This is a genomic window from Novosphingobium sp. (genome assembly GCF_027531025.1).
In the GTDB taxonomy this organism is placed as follows: domain Bacteria; phylum Pseudomonadota; class Alphaproteobacteria; order Sphingomonadales; family Sphingomonadaceae; genus Novosphingobium.
This window is the reverse complement of the sequence record NZ_JAPZQX010000003.1, coordinates 363805-376833: the sequence shown is the minus strand read 5'-3', so window position 1 is coordinate 376833 and position 13029 is coordinate 363805. Positions and strand designations below refer to the sequence as shown.

Genomic DNA, 13029 nt, shown 5'->3' with positions numbered 1-13029 from the left:
AGGAGAAGGTGCGATGACGACCATGACCGCTACCGAAACCCGCGAACCGCAGCGCGCCCGCGCCCTGCTTTCGACGGCCGACTTCCAGCTGCTTCGCGCAGCCCTGGCCAGCCATGCCCGGGCAGTAGATGCGCCTGAAGAGATCGCGCGGATCAACGCGCTCTATCATCGGCTCGGTACCTACAACTGAGCCCACCAGTCTCCTGGGGAGGAGAAACGGCGGTCGTCGGGGTGCCCCTTTCACCCCGGCGACCGTCAATTTTTTGGCAACCATGATCCTGCGCCGGGCGATTAACCTTCGCCTGCTAGCCAATCGGCCATGCGACGCCCCGCACCCACCCTGCCGATTTCACCAAGCCTGCTGAAGCATTTTGCTGCAGCAACCCTGGCGATCACGGTCTGCATCGCGCTGTTTGCCGATGGCGGCGCCAGCGAAGCCGCGGCCGATCAGGTCAAGGCCAAAGACACGAAGCAGGCCGAGGTGGACATGGCCAAATCGCGCAAGCAGACCCAGCAAGGCTTGAAAGTCCGCAGCGGCGGCCCGGTGCCGGTTGAAGGCGGCGAAGGCCCGGACGGCGGCGGCGAGACATATTTCGATGGCGGGGCTGCGTCGGCACCAATCGCTAGCGGCCCGCCGCAGCTGGCCGCCGGACCGGCCGTCGTAGCCCCGCCCCCGCTGCCAATGACGCCCGGCGCCTCGGTAACGGTCAAGGGCGTGCCCGAGGACCAGTTGCCCGATACGCCCACCAGCGCCGCACGCCGGAAAGCGAACCAGCCGCAAGGCTCGATCCGCCCCACCGAGGAGCAGATCGCCGAAATCCACGAAGCCTCGCGGCTACGGAGCGGATCGAACGCGGTCGACTAGGCCGGCGGGCGCGAACCGGACGCGCCAATCAGCGGCGCGGCATCAGTTCCAGCGTGGCGGCGACCAGGGCTTCGGCCCCGGCAGAGATCACCTTGTCAGCCTCGGGCGCCCAGAACGGGCTGTGCAGTCCGGGCAATTGCCGACCCTCTTTCGCCGCTGCCTCAAGCTCGGCCTTGGGTCGTCCGCCGATCCACAGGATCAGCGATTGCGTGTTCGGCCCGGCCGCGCGGGCGATCTCGCCAAAGTCCTCGCCCGCCATCGACGGCTGGGGGTTCGCGATCCGCTCGGCACCGAACCGCTTGGTCAGCACCCCGCGCATCCGTTCGGCCAGTTCGGGGGTGTTATAGGTCGCCTTGGCATAGGGATCGGCAATGGTCACCACCGGCATCCGGTCGTCCGGCAGGCCCGAAGCCTGGGCCTCGGCCCGCGCGATGCGCTTGATCCCGTCAAGCAGCAGCTTGCGAGACGCGTCCGAATAGGACCGCACCGTCAGCTGCATCTTGACCTCGTCGGAGATGATGTTGTGCTTGGCCCCGCCGTGGAACGCCCCGACCGTCACCACGCTGGGGTCCATCGGATTGCTTTCGCGGCTGACCAGCGTCTGCAGGCGCATCACGATCGCGCTGGCCAGCACGATCGGATCCTTGGTGGTATGCGGATAGGCGCCATGCCCGCCCAGCCCCTTGACCGTGATGTCGACGCTATCGACATTGGCCAGGGCGAACCCAGCCTTCACCCCGACCGTGCCGGATGGCAGTTCGGCGCTATCGTGGAAGGCGAGCGTGTAATCGGGCTTGGGCCAGCGGGTCAGCAGCCCGTCCTTGATCATCTCCAGCGCGCCCAGGTTGATCTCCTCGGCAGGCTGGCCGATCATCACGAGCGTCCCGGACCACTTGTCCTTGTTGGCCGCCAGCACGCGGGCTGCGCCGATCCAGCCGGCCATGTGGGTATCGTGCCCGCAGCCATGCATGATCCCGCTTTCCACGCCCGCGGTCGAAACGCCGCGCGCCTTCGAGGCATAGGGCAAGCCGGTCTGTTCCTCGATCGGCAGGCCGTCCATATCGGCGCGGACCAGCACGACCGGGCCGGGGCCGTTGCGCATCACGGCGACGACGCCGGTCCTGCCCACCTTCTCGGTCACCTCGAACCCGGCGGCGCGGGCGGCATCGGCCATGATCCTGGCCGAGCGGACTTCCTGGAAGCTGAGTTCGGGATGCTGGTGCAGATCGCGATAGATCGCCATCAGCGAAGGCATTTCCGCCGCGATGCGATCGCGGATCGGATCGGCCTGGACCGGAGCGGCAGTGGTAGCGAGGAGCGCGGCGGCGAGCGTGACGATGTGCTTCATGCCCGCAGGCTAGGCGGTGTATTGCAACCTAGCAAGTGCAAGCCTCGGACCCGTAGGGTCCGCAAGGCCGACCGGCCACCCGAGCTTATGCGAGGATAGCCAAGCGGGCGGATGCCCGCGCCGGCGCTTGAGGCTCATCAACAAACTGGTGCCCCTGGCCCGACTCGAACGGGCACGTCTTGCGACAACCGATTTTGAGTCGGTCGCGTCTACCATTCCGCCACAGGGGCACTGCGACGCCGGGCGGCTTAGCCGCGCTGGCTGCATGGTTCAAGCAAGCTGGTTCAGAAATCCCAATCGAAGGCGATGTGGGCCAGGTCGGGGAACCGCTTGTCCGTGGTGCCCAGCGCACCAACCTGCAGGATCGGGCCGCTGGCGCGGTTGCCCCAGGTCTTGCTGGGCGGGGTCCATTTCGCGCCCGCCAGTTCCACCCGATCGTGGCGCGACGCAGCCAGGCGCTCGGCCGGTTCGCCAGCGGCATTGGCCAAGGGCCGGGCCAGCGTCAGCGCGGCAAGATCGAAGCGATGATCGGCAAGGCGCGGCGCGGCCTGGTCGTCCGGCACGGGAACGGACAGGGCCAGCACGACGAATGCCATTCCGCTGCTGATCGTCACTGCCGGCACAACCCGTCTCCCGCGTTCCCGATGGGAAACACGGCATGACAGATCGTGGTTAGCAATTGCCTAATGCGGGCGAGAAATCAGGCCTTGAGGCCGGTCACCAGCGCCTTGTGCAAGCGGGCATGGAGCGCATCGTTGGCGGCCAGCACCTGGCTATCGCAGATCGGCTGCGAGATCCCGCGCCAGTCGGACACGAAACCACCCGCCTCGCGCACCAGCAGGCAGCCGGCGGCGGTGTCCCAGGGGGCCAGACCGCTTTCCCAGAACCCGTCATAGCGGCCAGCCGCGACCCAGGCGAGATCAAGCGAAGCCGCGCCGAAGCGGCGGATGCCAGCCACCTGCGGGGCCAGCGCGGCATAGATCTTCATCCATTCCATGCTGTCACCGCGCCCGGCAAAGGGAATGCCGGTGGCGATCAGGCTTTCATCCATGTGGCGGCGCGAGGAGACGCGCAGGCGGCGGTCCTGCAGCCAGGCGCCACGGGCCTTTTCGGCCCAGAAGCTTTCATCGGTGATCGGCTGGTAGACCAGCGCGGCTGTGACCTCGCCCCAGCCCTTCCCGTCGAGCCGGGGTTCCTGCACCGCGATCGAGATCGCGAAATGCGGGATGCCGTGGAGGAAATTGCTGGTGCCATCGAGCGGATCGATAATGAAGCGGGGCTTGCCCTCTTCCCCGGCGATCTCGCCGCCCTCTTCCATAAGGAAGCCCCAGTCCGGCCGCGCGGCGCGCAGCTCGTCCCACAGGGTGCGTTCGGCGTGCTGATCGGCCTTGGACACGAAGTCGGCCGGGCCCTTGCGGCTGACCTGGAGGTGCTCGACCTCGCCGAAGTCGCGCCGCAGGCGGCCACCCGCCTTGCGGGCGGCCTTTTCCATCACGCGAATGAGGCCGGAAATGGCTGCCATGGTCTGGTTCAGCCCGCCTTGCCGACGTAGGCGCGCTCGTAGACGTCGACCACGATGCGGGTGCCGCTTTCGATGTGCGGCGGCACCATCACGCGCACGCCATTGTCGAGGATCGCCGGCTTGTAGCTGGACGAGGCGGTCTGCCCCTTCACCACGGCATCGGCTTCGACAATCGTGGCTTCGACATGTTCGGGCAGCTGGACCGAGATCGGACGCTCGTCGTACATTTCCAGCAGCACGGTCATGCCGTCCTGCAGGAAGGCTGCGGCATCGCCCAGCAGGTCAGACGGCAGGGTAATCTGGTCATAGGTTTCGGTGTCCATGAACACCAGGTCATCGCCCTCGGCATAGAGGAACTGGAAGTCCTTGGTGTCGAGGCGCACGCGCTCGACCGTGTCGGCGCTGCGGAAGCGGACATTGGTCTTGCGGCCATCGATCAGGTTCTTCATCTCGACCTGCATGAAGGCCCCGCCCTTGCCCGGCTGGGTGTGCTGGGTCTTGGCAACCTTCCAGATGCCCTTTTCATACTCGAGAATGTTGCCGGGACGGATGTCCACGCCGCTGATCTTGGCCATGTGCCGCTGCCTTCATGGATTGAGAAAGAACCGCCCGCCGCAAAGCGGGTGAAGGCGCGCCCTTAGCGTCTGCATGGCAACTGGGCAAGGGTGACGGGGCGTGGCGGCGCTAGCTGCTGGCCAGCCCGTTCAGGTGCTGCTAAGCGCCGAACAATAACGAGCTTGTCCGATGCACCGATCCACACTCATCCTCGCCCTGTTGGCCACTGGTCCGGCCCTTGCCACCCCCGGCGGGGCAATCGGCACGTTGCAGCAGGGGGAATACCGTTGCGAACTGCCCGGTGATGCCACCGGCCCGGCCGGGATCCGCCAGCCCGGACAGGATTTCACCGTGCACAATTCCTCGCGCTATTCGACTGGCGATGGTCGCGGTACCTACCTGCTGACCGGCGATCAGGTGATCATGACCAGCGGCCCCAAGAACGGCCAGCGATTCAAGCGGCTCTCGGCCAATTTCCTGCGTGAGGTCGACGCGGCGGGCCAGGACACCCCGCTGCGCTGCGTGCGCCGGGTTCGCAATAACGACTAGCAAGCCGACTCAGGCTGGGCCAAGCACCTCGGCAAAGGCCTTCACCGCCGCTGCCTCGTCACCGTTCCAGACCGCGCCGGACACGGCGAGGAAATCGGCCCCGGCTGCGACCAGCGGCGCGCAGTTTTCGGGCGTGATCCCGCCGATCGCCACACAAGGGATTTCCATGATCGCCTGCCACCATTCGAGCAGGTCCGGCGTGGCGTGATGCTTCACGTCCTTGGTGGTGGTCGGGAAGAAGGCTCCGAAGGCGACATAGTCCGCCCCCGCCTCGCCCGCTTCCATCGCCAGGTGGCGGCTGTTGTGACAGGTCACGCCGATCTGCGCCTCGCGCCCCAGGCGCTGGCGGGCCTCCTCGACCGTGCCGTCATCCTGCCCCAGGTGGACGCCATCGGCCCCGATCCGCTTGGCGAGGCTGATCGAATCGTTGACGATGAAGGCAACCTCGCGCTCCGCACAGATCGCCTGGAGCGGTTCGGCAAGACGCGCGGCCTCGTGCTCGTCGATCCCCTTCACGCGGAACTGAAACGCAGCGACCGCCCCGGCATCCAGCGCGCGGGCCAAGCGGTCCGGGAAGTTGCCGCCGACTTCGAGCGGCGAGATCAGGTAAAGCTGGCAATTGCTCATGGGCGGCGCCCTATTCGCTTGGCCCGGCAGCGGCAAGCGCGATCACGCCGCCCCCGCCCGCCGCCGCAATTCGCCCACCACGCCGACGCAGATCAGGAACTGCCCGAAGTAATAGAGCGGCCAGATCAGCAGGTCGGGCAGCGGGCTGTCCGCCAGCACGCCCATCCGCGCGAAGATCAGCAGGTCCGAGATAACGAACAGGACCGCGCCCAGCCCGACCCGATAGCGCGAGAACGTGCTGAGCCAGGCCGTCGCCGCCATGGCCCCCAGCCCGAGCGCATAGACCGCGACCAGCGCCCCACCGAGCTGGAACGAAACCAAGGAGGTCAGCACCAGCAGCGCCAGCGCCGCCGCGCGCTGGCTGCCCGAAGGATTGGGCCGGCGGTGCTGCCAGTAGAGCCGGATCGCGATCAGGTGGCCGATCAGGAAGGCCACCGCCCCGGCCTCCAGCCGGAACTCGATCAGCACGTCCCCCAGTGCACCAAAGGCCATGACTGCCGCGATGGTATTGGCATCGTGCCCCTTGTGCCGCGCGAGCGCATAGACCGCGAGCAAGGCCACCCCCGCCCCCTTCAAGGCGATCTGGTAAAGCCCGGGCAGGCCGGTATCCTTCAGCAACCAGAAGCCAATCCCGGCGGCCAGGCTGGCCAGCAGCCAGGGGCGTTTCTCGATCAGGGCTTGATGCGGCATTTGGTCTCCCCTTCCCTCTGGCGCAGGCTTGCCGCTGGATTGTCGGCCTTGCAAGCGTTAGGGGCGCGGGCATGGCATATGACGTTCATATCATCGGCGGGGGAATGGCCGGCAGCGAGGCCGCCTGGCAGCTAGCCCGGCGCGGGCTGAAGGTGCGCCTGTCGGAAATGCGCGGCAGCGGAGAGATGACCCCCGCGCACCAGACGGCGGGCCTGGCCGAGCTGGTCTGCTCGAACTCGTTCCGGTCCGACGACGATGAGAAGAACGCCGTTGGCCTGCTGCATTACGAGATGCGCCAGCTGGATTCGCTGATCATGGGTGCCGCGGCCAAGGCGCGGGTTCCGGCCGGATCGGCGCTGGCGGTCGACCGCGATGTCTTTTCCGCCGAAGTAGAAGCCGCGCTGGCCGCCCAGCCGACGCTGGACGTGATGCGCGAACGGATCGACGTGCTGCCTTCAGCGGGCCTCACCATCGTCGCCACCGGGCCGCTGACCGCCGAAGCCCTGGCCCGCTCGATCGGCGCGGCGACCGGGGCCGACAGCCTCGCCTTCTTCGATGCGATCGCCCCGATCGTCTATCGCGATTCCATCGACATGGACGTCGCCTGGATGGCCAGCCGCTGGGACAAGGGGGCCGAAGCCTCGCTCGAGATGGGCGGCGACGGGCGCGATTACATCAACTGCCCGATGACCAGGGGCCAGTACCTCGCCTTCCGCGAAGAGCTGCTGGCGGGCGAAAAGACCGAGTTCCGCGAGTGGGAGGCCAATACCCCCTATTTCGATGGCTGCATGCCGATCGAGGTAATGGCCGAGCGCGGGGTGGAAACGCTGCGGTTCGGGCCGATGAAGCCGGTCGGACTCGATAACCCGCACTGGGCGACCCCTGAGCATCCCAATGGCCGCTGGCCCTATGCCGTGGTCCAGCTGCGCCAGGACAACAAGCTGGGTACGCTGTGGAACATGGTCGGCTTCCAGACCAAGCTGAAGTATGCCGAGCAGGTCCGCGTGTTCCGGACCATTCCGGGGCTGGAGAATGCGGAATTCGCGCGCCTCGGTGGCCTGCACCGCAACACCTTCCTCAATTCGCCCACCCTGCTCGATCGCCAGCTGCGGTTGAAGAGCGCCCCGCATATCCGCTTTGCCGGGCAGATCACCGGCTGCGAAGGCTATGTCGAAAGCGCCGCCGTGGGCCTGCTGGCCGGGCTGATGACGGCGGCGGAAGCGGGCGGGCGCGATTGGTCTGCACCGCCGCGCACCACCGCGCTGGGCGCGCTGCTGGCTCACATCACCGGCGATGCCGAGGCCGACAGCTATCAGCCGATGAACGTCAACTTCGGGCTGTTCCCGCCGGTTGATCCGTCGGTGAAGAAGAAGGTCCGCAAGGAAGCCTATACCGCGCGGGCCAAGGCCGACCTCTCCGCCTGGCTCGGCTAGACCCCGAATCGGCGCAAATCTGCGCAAAAGTCGCCTCCTTACAATTCCCCATCAGTGAAACTTCGTATATTACATCCTGACCGGGTCGCGCTGGTTTGAAAGGACGAGATGAAATCTATCGTCACGATCACAGCTATTGCGCTTGGAGTTACCGCCAGTCCGGCATTGGCCCAGGACGAAGAGGACTGGTCCGGGGCCTATATCGGGATCCAGAGCGGGTATACGGGAACAAAATCCGACACTACCGTTGCGCTGAGCGGCCAATGGTCGGTTGAAACCCAGGCGCTGCGGGATTTCTTCAGCAACAACATGGGAGCACGCCAGTCCGATGGCAGCCCCAACACCGGTGTCGTGCTGGGCTACAACGTCCAGACCGGCGGTGCCGTGCTGGGTGTGGAGGGTGAGTTCACTTACCTGAACGGCGGTGAGACGATCCAGCGCGGGCCGCTGGCCGTGCCCACATTCCCGACGCTCAGCTACAGCTACATGAACATTATCGAACCCAAGCACCATTTCGCCCTCAAGGCAAAGGCCGGGGTGCCCCTGGGCAGGACCCTGCTCTATGTCGATGGCGGTTGGGCCTGGACCAAGGCCAGACTGGGCGTCAACGTCCAGTCCAACGGCAATTACCGCAAGGCCGCGCTGGTTGACCGGACCATGGACGGCTTCATCGTCGGAGGCGGGATCGAACACCGCCTGGGTAACAACGTTTCGGTGCGGTTGAGCTATCAATATGCCGATCAGGGCGACGAAACCTATACCACGGCCTATCAGCCGGGCAGCAGTTTCACGACGCCGGCCTATACCGAAACCGTGACGCAGGACCTCAGGCTGCACCTGGTGCGGGTGGGCGTGTACTACCGGTTCTGATCAGTCCGGGATCAAGACATGGACGCCCGTCCGGGAAGCCCCCGGGCGGGCGTCTTGCCGTTCAGTAACCGCAGGTTGAGGTACCGGTACAGCGCGAAGACGGCTTCGTACAACTTGCAGCAAGGTTCGGGTCAGCACTGGCGTGCGAGGGTGGCAAACCTGACACGGAGTACTGACAATGAACCGCTATCTGACCCTGACCGCCCTAGCGCTGGGCCTGACCGCCTCACCCGCACTGGCAGACGATGAAGCCGACTGGACCGGTTTCTATGCGGGTGTCCATGGCGGGTTCAACCAGACGCGCTCGGCCACCGATGTCACCCTGGGCGGAGCCTGGTCGACCGAAGCCGCCAGCTTGCGCGGTTTCGTTGCCAACAACATGGCCGAGCGCCAGCGCGATGACGGTTACAACCTCGGCGCACAGATCGGCTACAATTACCAGACCGGCTCGCTGGTACTGGGGGTCGAAGCGGACACCTCGTTCCTCCCCGGCTCCGAAACGGTCAGCAGCGGAGCACTGCGGGTTCCGCGCACGCCGACGCTGAGCTATACCTTCACCAACTCGATCAACGCCAAGCGCATGTCGTCGATCAAGGCCAAGGCCGGCGTCGCCTTTGGCAACACGCTGATCTATGGCGAAGGCGGCTGGGCCTGGACCAAGGCCCGGTTCGGGGCGACCGTCACCTCGAGCGGGAACTACCTGAAGAGCGGCGAACTGGAAAAGACGATGGACGGCTTTGTCGTGGGCGGCGGCCTTGAGCAACGGCTTGGCGATAACCTCTCCGTTCGCCTGTCCTACAATTACGCCGATCAGGGGACGGCCACCTATGCCACCGCCTATCGCCCAGGCAGCGCCTTCACCAGCCCGGCCTACAGCGAAACGGTGCGCCAGGACCTGCGGCTGCATCTGGTTCGCGCTGGTGTGAACTATCGCTTCTAAGCCTGGCCAAAGGCCGAAAGTCAGCGCCCGTCCGGTTCTGCCGGGCGGGCGTTGCCACAATCAGCACTTGCACTGGGGCCGCGCGGGGCGCGGGGGCCGGGTCTTTTCGAATTCCGTGCGGGTCAGCTGGCCATTGCCATCACCGTCCGCCCCCTTGAACCGGTTCGAGGTGGCCACGGCCCATTCCTCGAAGCTCAGCAGGTTGTTGCCATCGCGATCAAGCTTGCGGAAGGCGGCGACGCGGGGCTGCAAGGCCTCGTTGCGATTGATCAGGTTGTCGCGGTTGCGGTCCAGCCGGTTGAAGCGGCGCTCCTCGCGGGTGTCCTCGTCCACTTGCGGCAGCGCGGGACCATACAGTCCGTCACCATCTTCGGTTGGGATGGCCTCAAGGTCAGCCTCGGCGGGGATCTCGGCCATGGTCGGCGGCGGCGGGGCCGCGCTCTCCACCGCGGCCCGGCCCTGCCACCAGAACAGCCCGGCGGCAGCCAGCAGCAGGCCGATCACGGCACCCAAGACAGTGCGATTCATCAACTGACTCCCATTGCCGCCCTAGCGGCCCAGCATGCCGATGCGAACGGCAACTGCCAAGGCCCCCGGCCCATCGAGCAAGGGACCGGTGCCCCGCGCACGGCGAGCCAGGCCGTGCAGGATCGCCAGGCTGCGCAGTCTGCGCGGCAAGGCCACCGGGTTCCAGTCGCAAGCGGCCAGCAGCGGCGCAATCGCGGCCCGGTCCTCGGCCTGGCCCAGTCCAGCAGCCAGGTCGGCCAGGGCCCATTGGTAGCCCGCGTGGCCGGCGGTACCAGCCGCGCCATCCCCCGCCAGCATGCGGGCCAGGGCAGCCCAGCTCCGCCCGCGTGCCTCGGCCAGGGCTTCAAGGCCACGCCGGTCGACCGCCGCAGGATCAAGCAGCTCCTCCCAGCCGTTGACCAGCGCAACCAGCTCGTCAGCCTGGCCTTCAAGGCTTGCCAGCAGTTGCAGCAGCGGTTGGCCCTTCGGCCGGCTCGCCGGTTCACGCTGCAACTGGTCGCGCCACCATGCGAGCTGCATCTGGCCCAGCAACGGTTCGCGGGCCCGCCGGACGATCCCCGCCAGCCGCGCGTCGAAGGCCAGCAGCGCCAGCACGCCGCCGCGCGCCGCTGCGGGCGCATAGGCCAGCGCCAGGCGCGACGCCTGCGGCAGTTCGGCAAGGTGGTCGGCAATGTCCATCGCTGGTCGTTCCGGGCGTCTAAATGGTTCCGAGGTGTCAGGGTTTACGCCGCCTTAACCAGGCTCCTTCAACTGGCATAGAGGAAGAACCGCTAGAAAGATCGCGAAAGAATCCGGTCGACGAGGAACAAGATGCTGCTTCGGATCGCAAAAACCCTGCGCAGGCTGCGGAAAAACTCGAGCGGGAACGCCCTCATGCTCGTCGCGGTCGGCGTGCCGATGCTGATCGGCGGCGCTGGCGCGGCGGTGGATGTCGCCCAATGGTATGCCTGGAAGCGTGAGCTTCAGCAGGCAACCGACCAGGGTGCACTGGCCGCCGCCTGGGCCCTGTCCAACGCCAACAGCCGCACCAGTTACACCACCCGCGGCACGCAGGATTACAATAACAACCTGGCTTTGACCCGTGGTTTCGCCTCAACGCCCACGTTCCAGCTGGCCAGTTACGCCAACGGCTCGAACAACAGCGTGATCGTGCGCGCCACGGCCACTCGCGCCCTGCCCTTCTCCAGCTTCATCACTGGATCCGCCGTGACGATCGGCGCCTATTCGCAGGCCAGCTTCCAGGCCGGGCAGAACTATTCGGCCTGCCTCATCGCGGTGGGTGACAGTGGCACGACGTTCAGCGTTGGCGGCAATGCCAACATCCAGGCACGCTGCGGCCTCGCGGCGCTGTCCTGCTCGGACGATGCGATCACGATCGATGGTTCGGCCACCGTGGTTACCGATTCGATTGCGACCTGCGGCACGGCCTCGGTTCCGGCAGCCAACGAATCCGTGCTGACCGAAAAGGTCACCGGTCTGACCGACACCTTTGCCGACCTGACCCCGCCGACCAACAATACAGCCCGCACCTATGCCTGTACCGGCGGCCGCAACGCCCAGGCGTCGCCCCTGGCCGGGACCTATAACGGGCTGACCGTGCGATGCCGCACCACCTTTGGTTCGGGCATCTACGTGATCAATGGCGGCGAACTGGACCTGACCGGCAACTTCACGGTGACCGGGGCCAACGTCATGTTTGTCCTGCGCAACGGCGCGACACTGAAGCTGGGCGGCAGCGGCAACGGCAACACCTTGTCGCTGACCCCGATGCAGGCATCAAACTTCATCGCGCTGGGCTATTCGACGACCCTGGCCAACCGCTATGCCAACATGCTGATCTTCGAGGATCGCAACAGCAACCCGACCCAGGATCACATCATCAACGGCAATTCCACGTCGTTGTTCCAGGGTACGATCTACCTGCCCAAGGGGACCGCGCGACTGAACGGTACGTCCAGCATCAGCAGCACCTGCCTGCAGATCTCGGCGCGCCGGATCAACGTGCTGGGTAACGCCTATCTCGACACGCGCTGCACCACCAACCAGACCAACAGCGCCGGCACCTCGATCGCCAAGGTCAACCTGGTGGCATGATGGCCGGGGTACTGTCCTTGTTGCTCGCGCGGCTGCGTCACTCGATCGCCGGCTCGGTGGTGGTGGAAACCGCCATTGTCGCGCCGGTGCTGGTCCTGCTGGCCCTGGGCACTTTCGACATCAGCCGGATGATCGGCCGTCAATCCGATCTCCAGGCCGGCGCAACCGAAGTGCAAAGCATCGTGCTGGCCGTCGCCAATGGCACGGCGACCGATGTGAACACGATCCAGAGCGTGCTGATGAGCACCCTGTCCCTGCCGTCAAACAAGGTGGCAGTGGTCAAGATGTTCCGCTGCGGCAACAACACCACGCTGGTTGCCGCCAGCAGCAGCTGCAACAGCAATGCCGTGATCTCCACCTATGTCCAGGTCACGCTGACCGATACCTACAACCCGATGTGGACCAATTTCGGGGTCGGCCAGGCGATGAACTATCGCGTGCAGCGCACGGTGCAAATCTCGTGATCGGCGGGCGCTTCCTTCATCAGCTGCGGCACGACCGGCAGGGCAGCACGATCATCGAGTTCGCCATCCTGGCACCGGTGCTCTTCTCGCTAATGCTGGGCGTGCTGCAGGTGGGCCTGCACATGCACGCCTATAACGCGGTCCGCTCGGTGGTGACGGACACGGCGCGCTTCACGACGGTCGAATACCAGAAGGACAACGATCTGACCGCCGAGCAGGTCGAAAGCCGCGCGATCGCCTATGCGGTCAATCCGCCCTATGGCCTGCAAATCGACAACCTGACGGTAAATGTCACCCAGCCAGCCTCGGCCATTACCGGCACGAAACGGTTCAACATCCAGGTCAGCTATGTCCCGCAGGGCCTGCTCGGCTTCATTGGGGTTGGCGCGCCGACAATCACAGTCAACCGCCCGGTCTACGTCGCGACTTGACCGCCGGAGAGCGATGGCACGGCTGGCCCTCGACACCGGCCAATCAATGGTTTTGCTTACGTAATTAACCATATATCTTTGCCGCGCCGTTACCCAGCCTGACTAACGCCGAA

Annotated in this window: 17 protein-coding genes and 1 tRNA gene; 9 read left to right on the top strand and 9 right to left on the bottom strand. The window is 65.8% G+C overall.

From position 1 onward, the window contains the following. Nucleotides 1–13: 13 nt before the first annotated feature. Nucleotides 14–190, top strand: coding sequence for a hypothetical protein (locus O9281_RS04900; RefSeq protein ID WP_298183942.1), 177 nt, complete (start codon nt 14–16; stop codon nt 188–190). Between the two features lie 129 nt (nt 191–319). Next, entirely contained in the window at nt 320–865 is a 546-nt protein-coding gene (locus O9281_RS04895; protein WP_298183448.1) for a hypothetical protein, read from the top strand. 28 nt (nt 866–893) lie between these two features. Here O9281_RS04895 and O9281_RS04890 read toward each other — a convergent pair whose 3' ends face one another. The 5 genes from O9281_RS04890 to efp form a co-directional block, all read right to left on the bottom strand. Then, nucleotides 894–2213, bottom strand: coding sequence for a M20 family metallopeptidase (locus tag O9281_RS04890; protein WP_298183447.1), 1320 nt, complete (start codon nt 2211–2213; stop codon nt 894–896). A gap of 146 nt (nt 2214–2359) precedes the next feature. After that, a tRNA-Leu gene (locus O9281_RS04885) sits at nt 2360–2443 on the bottom strand. A 54-nt stretch (nt 2444–2497) separates the two neighbouring features. Continuing rightward, nucleotides 2498–2827 carry a hypothetical protein gene (locus O9281_RS04880; RefSeq protein WP_298183446.1) on the bottom strand — a complete coding sequence of 110 codons (330 nt, stop codon included), beginning with the start codon at nt 2825–2827 and terminating at the stop codon, nt 2498–2500. An 86-nt stretch (nt 2828–2913) separates the two neighbouring features. Next, on the bottom strand, nt 2914–3735 hold the full coding sequence (locus O9281_RS04875; RefSeq protein ID WP_298183445.1) for an inositol monophosphatase family protein: 822 nt from the start codon (nt 3733–3735) through the stop codon (nt 2914–2916). Between the two features lie 8 nt (nt 3736–3743). Further along, nucleotides 3744–4310, bottom strand: a complete 567-nt coding sequence (gene efp / locus O9281_RS04870) for an elongation factor P (protein ID WP_298183444.1) — start codon at nt 4308–4310, stop codon at nt 3744–3746. Between the two features lie 169 nt (nt 4311–4479). On the opposite strand from efp, the gene O9281_RS04865 reads away from it, so the two are divergent. Beyond that, nucleotides 4480–4839, top strand: coding sequence for a hypothetical protein (locus O9281_RS04865; protein ID WP_298183443.1), 360 nt, complete (start codon nt 4480–4482; stop codon nt 4837–4839). Nucleotides 4840–4848: 9 nt separating this feature from the next. Here O9281_RS04865 and thiE read toward each other — a convergent pair whose 3' ends face one another. Continuing rightward, nucleotides 4849–5466, bottom strand: coding sequence for a thiamine phosphate synthase (gene thiE, locus O9281_RS04860; protein WP_298183442.1), 618 nt, complete (start codon nt 5464–5466; stop codon nt 4849–4851). A gap of 42 nt (nt 5467–5508) precedes the next feature. Beyond that, the gene (locus tag O9281_RS04855; protein WP_298183441.1) at nt 5509–6156 is read right to left on the bottom strand and encodes a lysoplasmalogenase; all 648 of its coding nucleotides are present in this window, start codon (nt 6154–6156) and stop codon (nt 5509–5511) included. Nucleotides 6157–6227: 71 nt separating this feature from the next. Here O9281_RS04855 and trmFO point away from each other — a divergent pair, with 71 nt between their 5' ends. The 3 genes from trmFO (at nt 6228) to O9281_RS04840 (ending at nt 9399) form a co-directional block, all read left to right on the top strand. Beyond that, nucleotides 6228–7589: a methylenetetrahydrofolate--tRNA-(uracil(54)-C(5))-methyltransferase (FADH(2)-oxidizing) TrmFO gene (gene trmFO / locus O9281_RS04850; protein ID WP_298183440.1), complete on the top strand. Its 1362-nt coding sequence runs from the start codon at nt 6228–6230 to the stop codon at nt 7587–7589. 108 nt (nt 7590–7697) lie between these two features. Continuing rightward, complete coding sequence (locus O9281_RS04845) at nt 7698–8459, top strand: outer membrane beta-barrel protein (RefSeq protein WP_298183439.1); 762 nt, start codon at nt 7698–7700, stop codon at nt 8457–8459. A gap of 178 nt (nt 8460–8637) precedes the next feature. After that, complete coding sequence (locus O9281_RS04840) at nt 8638–9399, top strand: outer membrane beta-barrel protein (protein WP_298183438.1); 762 nt, start codon at nt 8638–8640, stop codon at nt 9397–9399. A 60-nt stretch (nt 9400–9459) separates the two neighbouring features. Here the strand turns inward: O9281_RS04840 and O9281_RS04835 are convergent, their stop codons facing one another. After that, nucleotides 9460–9927: a hypothetical protein gene (locus tag O9281_RS04835; protein WP_298183437.1), complete on the bottom strand. Its 468-nt coding sequence runs from the start codon at nt 9925–9927 to the stop codon at nt 9460–9462. 21 nt (nt 9928–9948) lie between these two features. Continuing rightward, a complete protein-coding gene (locus tag O9281_RS04830) occupies nt 9949–10605 on the bottom strand; it encodes a squalene/phytoene synthase family protein (protein WP_298183435.1) in 657 nt (218 codons plus the stop codon). Between the two features lie 195 nt (nt 10606–10800). Here O9281_RS04830 and O9281_RS04825 point away from each other — a divergent pair, with 195 nt between their 5' ends. Genes O9281_RS04825 through O9281_RS04815 form a run of 3 tightly spaced genes read left to right on the top strand, consistent with a single transcriptional unit; the run spans nt 10801 to nt 12916 of the window. Further along, nucleotides 10801–12021, top strand: coding sequence for a Tad domain-containing protein (locus O9281_RS04825; RefSeq protein ID WP_298183434.1), 1221 nt, complete (start codon nt 10801–10803; stop codon nt 12019–12021). Further along, complete coding sequence (locus O9281_RS04820) at nt 12018–12485, top strand: TadE/TadG family type IV pilus assembly protein (RefSeq protein ID WP_298183433.1); 468 nt, start codon at nt 12018–12020, stop codon at nt 12483–12485. Before O9281_RS04825 ends, O9281_RS04820 begins: the two co-directional genes overlap by 4 nt. After that, nucleotides 12482–12916: a TadE/TadG family type IV pilus assembly protein gene (locus O9281_RS04815; protein WP_298183432.1), complete on the top strand. Its 435-nt coding sequence runs from the start codon at nt 12482–12484 to the stop codon at nt 12914–12916. Before O9281_RS04820 ends, O9281_RS04815 begins: the two co-directional genes overlap by 4 nt. Nucleotides 12917–13029 lie beyond the last annotated feature (113 nt).

What these genes read in the sequence shown, in the direction of transcription:
- O9281_RS04900 (WP_298183942.1), top strand. Translation starts at nt 14, where the DNA reads ATGACGACCATGACCGCTACCGAAACCCGCGAACCGCAGCGCGCCCGC.
- O9281_RS04840 (WP_298183438.1), top strand. Translation starts at nt 8,638, where the DNA reads ATGAACCGCTATCTGACCCTGACCGCCCTAGCGCTGGGCCTGACCGCC.
- O9281_RS04830 (WP_298183435.1), bottom strand. Translation starts at nt 10,605, where the DNA reads ATGGACATTGCCGACCACCTTGCCGAACTGCCGCAGGCGTCGCGCCTG.
- O9281_RS04890 (WP_298183447.1), bottom strand. Translation starts at nt 2,213, where the DNA reads ATGAAGCACATCGTCACGCTCGCCGCCGCGCTCCTCGCTACCACTGCC.
- O9281_RS04895 (WP_298183448.1), top strand. Translation starts at nt 320, where the DNA reads ATGCGACGCCCCGCACCCACCCTGCCGATTTCACCAAGCCTGCTGAAG.
- O9281_RS04825 (WP_298183434.1), top strand. Translation starts at nt 10,801, where the DNA reads ATGCTCGTCGCGGTCGGCGTGCCGATGCTGATCGGCGGCGCTGGCGCG.
- O9281_RS04855 (WP_298183441.1), bottom strand. Translation starts at nt 6,156, where the DNA reads ATGCCGCATCAAGCCCTGATCGAGAAACGCCCCTGGCTGCTGGCCAGC.
- O9281_RS04865 (WP_298183443.1), top strand. Translation starts at nt 4,480, where the DNA reads ATGCACCGATCCACACTCATCCTCGCCCTGTTGGCCACTGGTCCGGCC.
- O9281_RS04820 (WP_298183433.1), top strand. Translation starts at nt 12,018, where the DNA reads ATGATGGCCGGGGTACTGTCCTTGTTGCTCGCGCGGCTGCGTCACTCG.
- O9281_RS04875 (WP_298183445.1), bottom strand. Translation starts at nt 3,735, where the DNA reads ATGGCAGCCATTTCCGGCCTCATTCGCGTGATGGAAAAGGCCGCCCGC.
- trmFO (WP_298183440.1), top strand. Translation starts at nt 6,228, where the DNA reads ATGGCATATGACGTTCATATCATCGGCGGGGGAATGGCCGGCAGCGAG.
- thiE (WP_298183442.1), bottom strand. Translation starts at nt 5,466, where the DNA reads ATGAGCAATTGCCAGCTTTACCTGATCTCGCCGCTCGAAGTCGGCGGC.
- O9281_RS04835 (WP_298183437.1), bottom strand. Translation starts at nt 9,927, where the DNA reads ATGAATCGCACTGTCTTGGGTGCCGTGATCGGCCTGCTGCTGGCTGCC.
- O9281_RS04845 (WP_298183439.1), top strand. Translation starts at nt 7,698, where the DNA reads ATGAAATCTATCGTCACGATCACAGCTATTGCGCTTGGAGTTACCGCC.
- efp (WP_298183444.1), bottom strand. Translation starts at nt 4,310, where the DNA reads ATGGCCAAGATCAGCGGCGTGGACATCCGTCCCGGCAACATTCTCGAG.